This window comes from Mesorhizobium sp. M7A.F.Ca.CA.004.06.1.1 (genome assembly GCF_003999135.1).
Taxonomy (GTDB): Bacteria; Pseudomonadota; Alphaproteobacteria; order Rhizobiales; family Rhizobiaceae; genus Mesorhizobium.
Genome location: NZ_RZPQ01000541.1, coordinates 1 through 4,092, shown reverse-complemented (window position 1 = coordinate 4,092; position 4,092 = coordinate 1). Strand labels below are relative to the sequence as shown.

The window sequence follows — 4,092 nt, the reverse complement described above, 5'->3', positions numbered from 1 at the left end:
ATTCCGCTGACCTTGGCGCCGACCGCCATCGTCAGGTCGGCGCCAAGGTCAGCGGAATCGATCCGGTGCTGTCAGCCATGGGCAGGTTCGTCAACAACCGCGGCAGCGACGCTGTCACCGCAACCAGTGGCCGCTGGCTGATCTATGCGGCAAACCCAACCGGAAACACATTCGGCAATCTCGACAGCGGCAACACGGCGGTCTGGAACACGACGGCCGGCGCCACGGTGAGCGCGACCGGCAACCGCTACGTCTTTAACTATCAGCCGACGCTGACCTTGAAGTCCGAAAATGCGGCCAAGACTTATGGCGATACCGCCATGCCGGCACTGACCTATACGGTGTCGGGCTATCAGGCGGGCGTCACCAATGCCTATCTCGGCGACGCTGCCGCCAATACATTTGGCGGCGCGCCGTCGCTCTCCACCGCCACGCTGTCAGGCAACGAACAAGTCGGCAGCGGGCCCTATGCGATCAGCATCAGCACCGGCAACGTCGCTGCCTCGAACGGCTACGCCCTTGCCTTCAACAGCGCCGGCCTGCTCTCCATCGCCAAGCGTGCGGTGACGGTGATAGCGACATCAGGGCAGGGCAAGACCTATGGCGATGTCGATCCGTCATCCTACGCCTACAGCGTTTCGAGCCTGGGCACCGGCGTGGCGTTGGTCGGCACACTCGGCCGTGATGTCGGCGAGAATGCCGACATGTACGCCATCGGCCAGGGCACGCTGACCAACGGCAACAATTCAAACTATGACATCACCTATGTCGGAGCCGATTTCACCATCGGCAAAAGGGCGGTGACAGTCACCGCCAGCGCCGCCCAGGGCAAGACGTATGGCGATGGCGATCCATCGTCCTATGGCTATACCGTTTCAAATCTCGGCAGCGGCGCATCGCTGCTTGGCGCACTCGATCGCGTGACCGGCGAGAATGCCGGCACCTATGCCATCGGCCAAGGCAATCTCGGCGTGTCGAACGCCAATTACGCCATCACTTATGTCGGCGCCAACTTCACCATCGACAAACGGGCGGTGACCGTTACTGCCAATGCGGGCCTGGGCAAGACCTACGGCAATGCCGATCCATTGTCCTATGGCTACGCCGTTACCGATCTCGGCACCGGCGTCGCCCTTGTCGGCGCTCTCGGTCGGTCAGCCGGCGAGGGCGTCGGAACCTATGCGATCGGCCGCGGCAGCCTCACCGATGCCGCCAATGCGAATTACGACATCAGCTATGTTGGCGCCGGGTTCAGCATCGGCAAACGCGCCGTCACGGTCACGGCGGATAGCGGCTTGAGCAAGACCTATGGTGACAGCGATCCGCTGTCCTACGGCTACACTGTCTCGGATCTGGGCACTGGAACGGCACTTGTCGGCGCACTGGATCGTGCTGCCGGTGAGAATGCCGGCAGCCATGCGATTGGCCGCGGCACGCTCACTGATGCCGCCAACGGCAATTACGACATCAACTATGTCGGCGCGAACTTCAGCATCGGCAAGCGGGCGATCACCGTCACGGCCAATGCCGGTCAAGGCAAGATCTACGGCGACAGCAATCCCTCGTCATTCGGCTACAGCGTTTCGGATCTTGGTAGCGGAGCGCTGCTGGTCGGTGCTCTCGACCGCGCGGCCGGCGAGACTGTCGGCAATTATGCGATCGGCCAGGGCACGCTGACCAACGCTGAGAATAGCAATTATGCCATCAGCTATGTCGGTGCCGGTTTCAGTATTGGCAAGCGTGCAGTAACGGTGACGGCGAATGCCGGCCAGGGCAAATCCTATGGCGATGCCGACCCGTCATCCCTAGGCTATACCGTCTCCGATCTCGGTAGTGGCGCGGCGTTGACCGGTGCTCTCGATCGCGCCGCTGGTGAGACTGTCGGCGGCTATGCAATGGGGCAAGGCGGCATCACCAACGCCGCGAACTCAAACTATGACATCAGCTATGTCGGCGCGGACTTCAGCATCGGCAAGCGGGCCATCACCGTGGTTGCGGATGCGCAGAGCCGGCCACAAGGGACGGCCAATCCGCCACTCACCTACACGGTCGGCGGCTTGGGGCTGGTCAACGGCGACATGTTCGCGGGCGGCCTTTCGACCGAAGCCACCACTGCAAGCATGCCCGGCATTTACGCCATCGAGCAAGGCAGCCTGACCATCTCGGCCAATTACGAGTTGACCTATGTCGGCGCGGACCTGGTGGTGCAGCCTGCCAACGCGGTGCCGCCAACCGAAGCCGCCAGCGTCGTCGTCCACAATGCCGACATGCATGGCGGCGGTCAGCCGCCCCCTATCTTCTTTGCCGGCCAGCCCTCCGATGGCGGGACGCAGACGCTGGTCGAGGATCCGCGCCTGAACGGTCCCGCCCTCTGCCAGGGCATCGGAGACATCGCGTCCGTCTGCACTGTCGCGTCGGTTCAGTAGGCGTTTGCCCCCCATCTCGTATCGGAAAAGCCGGAGCCCCGACAATCGCCGGAGGCGCCGTGCGATCATTGTCAGTCTGCGTCAGCCGTTTGGATAGTAGCCGCCATCGGCGCCGTCGCCGATGTAGAAGCCGCCGCCTGAATCGTCTTGCAGTCGCTGATCCAAGTTCTCAATCTGGCTGAGCAAACCTTGGTATGCGCCGCCGTCAGTGGCCGAGCGATGGATGCTGTCGGCCCTCATCATCAGATCGTGCTCCTGCTCAGGGGTGATCGCCTTGGCCTCCCTTGCCTCGACGATCCCTTGCTTGACGCCCTGCAACTGGTCCAGGACGGCTCTAGCCTCGACAGACATGCGCTGCGGTTCGACCCTGTGGCGGTGTACCGCGTAAGCACTCGATAGCGGCACGGCCGCCAGTAGCGATGCGATTGCTATGATCCTTGGTGTGACATTGCGCATGGTCGCGCCTCCCTTCAACGGGAAAGCGGTGTGGATATCGCTTTCCGGACACGGGCAATCTCCTCCGTCGCGTCGCGGTGATCCTGTCATCGCCGGCGGTTCGTGGCCCGCAATATCCATATAGAGGCGTTCCAATCCCTGGGCTGGCAAGGAACGGAAAGTTGACAGATTGTGATCGCGGAGAGACCCGGCATGTCGTGCTGCCACAGCCCGGCAGCGGGCGTGCTGGCTACATGCGCATCAGCAGGCCGCCATCGACGGCAAGTTCGATGCCGGTGATGTAGCTCGCCGCGTCGGAGAGCAGGAACAGGGCCGCGTTGGCCATGTCCTGCGGCGTGCCGATGCGGCCGAGCGGCGCGTAACTCGCCACGGCCGAACGCTTCTCCTCGGTGTCCCAGCGCGCCTGCAGCGGGGTCAGCGCCATGCCGGGACAGATGGCGTTGGAGCGGATGCGTTCGCCGGCCAACTGCATGGCCAGCGATTTGGACAGCGCGCAGACGCCGGCCTTGGATGCCTGGTAGGCGTCCTGCGGGTTGGCGTCGCCGCGATACCACTGGATGGTCGAGAAATGCACCATGGCGCCGCCGCGTCCGCCCGCGCGCATGTGGGGTACGACCGAGCGCGCCGTGTGTACGAAGGATTTCAAATTGATGTTGAACACCTCGTCCCAGACGTCGAGATCCATCTCGAGGGCCGATTTGTCGCGGCCGAACCACAGCACGCCGGCGACATTGGCGAGATAGTCGATGCCACCGCGCTCGCGGCCCGCCGTGCCGATCGTCTGTTCGACAAAGGCGGCGTCGGTGAGATCGCCCTGCGCGAAGGCGAGCCTGTCGTCATAGGCGGCGAGGGACGCAGGACGCTGCTTGACGTCGATGGCAGTGACAGAGGCACCGGCATCGAGCAGCGCCAGCGTGATCGCCTCGCCCATGCCGCCGCCTGCGCCGGCCACGACCGCATGCCTGCCGGTGAAATCGTAAGCGATCATCTGAACCCCTCGTCTGTTCCTGCCAAAATGCAGATCGAAGGGACAATAGGGGCGGACCAAAATTCCATCAAGCGGTATTAGAAAAAATTTGCCAAAATGGAAAATAGCGATATCGTACCCCAAATGACCTCTCAGCTCGGATGGATTTCAACAGCATGAACCTGCATTCCGGCGCGCGGACCTTTTCCGTGATTTCTCCCGTCGACGGCTCGACCTATACGA

General features: G+C 62.8%; 3 protein-coding genes. 1 reads left to right on the top strand and 2 read right to left on the bottom strand.

Annotated elements, in window-relative coordinates:
* Positions 1–2,426: MBG domain-containing protein (locus EN906_RS37410; RefSeq protein WP_281060457.1), on the top strand; the 2,426-nt coding region annotated here is incomplete at its 5' end.
* Positions 2,427–2,507: 81 nt separating this feature from the next.
* On the opposite strand, the gene EN906_RS25320 is transcribed toward EN906_RS37410, so the two are convergent.
* Positions 2,508–2,882 (bottom strand): hypothetical protein, encoded by a 375-nt coding sequence (locus tag EN906_RS25320; RefSeq protein ID WP_127270038.1) that lies wholly within the window; start codon positions 2,880–2,882, stop codon positions 2,508–2,510.
* 229 nt (positions 2,883–3,111) lie between these two features.
* A complete protein-coding gene (locus EN906_RS25315; RefSeq protein ID WP_127270039.1) occupies positions 3,112–3,870 on the bottom strand; it encodes an SDR family oxidoreductase in 759 nt (252 codons plus the stop codon).
* Positions 3,871–4,092 lie beyond the last annotated feature (222 nt).